This window comes from Oleiphilus sp. HI0080 (assembly GCF_001635135.1).
The window spans coordinates 1-1,961 of record NZ_LWFU01000844.1 but is presented as its reverse complement, the minus strand read 5'-3'; the positions used below and the strand labels follow the sequence as shown (position 1 = coordinate 1,961).

At 50.0% G+C, this 1,961-nt stretch carries 3 protein-coding genes; 2 read left to right on the top strand and 1 reads right to left on the bottom strand.

Translation table 11 applies throughout. The annotated features are described in order from the left end of the window. Together A3751_RS23035 and A3751_RS17135 are read left to right on the top strand one after the other, a co-directional pair. Positions 1-990 (top strand): hypothetical protein (locus A3751_RS23035; RefSeq protein ID WP_197466448.1); only part of this gene is annotated, 990 nt, incomplete at its 5' end. A gap of 72 nt (positions 991-1,062) precedes the next feature. Then, positions 1,063-1,605 carry a YecA family protein gene (locus tag A3751_RS17135; RefSeq protein WP_068458194.1) on the top strand — a complete coding sequence of 181 codons (543 nt, stop codon included), beginning with the start codon at positions 1,063-1,065 and terminating at the stop codon, positions 1,603-1,605. Positions 1,606-1,649: 44 nt separating this feature from the next. Here the strand turns inward: A3751_RS17135 and A3751_RS17130 are convergent. Further along, on the bottom strand, positions 1,650-1,961 hold a 312-nt coding region (locus A3751_RS17130; RefSeq protein ID WP_197466447.1), incomplete at its 5' end, for an ATP-binding protein.

Below are 1,961 nucleotides of genomic sequence, written 5' to 3'. Positions count from 1 at the left end.
CGCCAGCGTAATGCAGGGAGCACCAGCCAGAAGTATCAAGAGAAGCCTCGCCCGGAAGCGCTTTCAGAAGAAGAGTTGGCAAAAGTAGCGCCAACTTCAAAAACGGATGATGCAAAAGCAACTCAAGATAACGCTGCACAAAGCTCATCAAATAATTCTGTTGGCCAAGATACTAGCGGTAAAGATGGTAACGGCCGCTCGAATAGTCGCCGCCGCGGTCGTCGTCGCAATCCTGCAAAAGACAGCGCTGTAACCAATGCCTCGTCTGAAAACACTGAAGCAAACATTGCTCAAACGCCAACTCCGGCTTCTGACAAAGAAGCTAAGCAGGAAACGACAGCACAAGCGCCGGCAGTAAAAGAGAGCAAAGCACCGGAAGCAGACGCTCCTACTGCCACGCCGGAAGTGTCGGCCACGGAAGCACAATCAAAAGCGCCGGAAGCTTCTGAGAAACCTGAAGCGGCTAAAGAAGAAACAAAACCAGTAACCACTGACAAGCCGAAGCGTGAGCGTAGACCGCGAGCCAAAGCAAAAACAGAGACGCCTAAAGCGCCTGTAGAGAATGTCGAGGCCGCAAAACCAGCGACCGAGCAATCTGAGCCAGCGCCAGCCAAAGCCGATGTTACAACGCCGGATGTAAAAACTAAGAGCGAGGCTAAAGCTAAGCCAGAGACATCTGCTGATACTGATGCTAATGCTGAGAAAACTGATAAATCGGCCGAACAGCGACGTCGACGTAGACGTAAGCCAGTGACGCAGAAAACAGACAGCTCGAATAGTGAAGCATCGGCGACTGATTCAGCAAAAGCCAGCGAGAAAGCGCAAGAGCCTGCTGCTGAAAAACCGGCTCCTGCGTCGGTTTCTCAACACGCAACAACGTTCAAACCGCAACGCCCCGCGCGTCGCCGCGACCGAAAAGCAGCACAAGACACTTCGGAGACAGCGCCTACTGATAGTAAGGCGACTGAGAGCACCGAACAAGACCAATAAACATATTGGACTTTCTTACAGCCAGAAGTTAGCTTAGGCGCTTCTGGCTTTTTTATTACACGGAATCACTGTATGCCCCTCTCTGAAAACGCTATAGATCAGCTAGAAGAACTCCTGTTCGATGAAAGCCTTAGTGAAGACACTCTAGACTATTTTGGCCTGCATGGTTTGACTACGGCAGCTGTGGTCGGCCCGGTCCAACTGCCTACTGAAGAAATAATGACCATCTGTCTGGCCGATCAAACCCTTAACGATATGGATTATGAGCTAGAGCATTTGGCGGCGTGCATAGAAGCTATCAAAGCTGAGCTTGGCGAGTGCTTGAGTGAAGGCGAGTCGATTTTCTTGCCATTCGAAGATGAAGACGAACTCTACGACGACGCGTTAAACAGTTGGTGCGCTGGTTTCGTCGAAGGCATGTTGGCAAACGAGACACAGTGGTTCAGTAAAGATGAAGAAGTGTCCGCAGAGCTGCTACTACCTTATATGGCACTTTCGGGACTATTCGATAACGAAGACTTTGCCCCCATCATCAACAACAAGAAACTGATGCAACAATTCGAAACCGTTATCTCTGAGCAATTGACTGACGTTTTCTTATTCTTCAACAGCTAACACGCACACGCTATGACCGTCGCATGACAGCGCCCTGACAGAGCTTAGTTGAGCTTAATATGAACGGTCACTTCATTACCTGCATCGTTATAGCTGACCGAGGAACAAAGCGATTCAACAAGCGCAATCCCTCGGCCATACGAACGCTCATCTTGACCGAGCAGTTTGCTCGGCGAGTTTGAATCGTGCGCAAAACCTTTACCGCTGTCAGAAATGGTTAAGCCGAGCAAATCTGGATACCTTAGCGGATCAAAAAAGAGCGTGATCTCAACACGTGCGGAGATTAGCTTCTCTAAGCGCTCTTCACGAAAGGAATAGTACTTAGCAAACCCGTCCGCCCCTCGCTTTAGCTTGGA

Bases quoted from the DNA above. Each gene is read 5' to 3' on its own strand.
- A3751_RS17135 (WP_068458194.1), top strand. From the start codon at position 1,063: ATGCCCCTCTCTGAAAACGCTATAGATCAGCTAGAAGAACTCCTGTTC.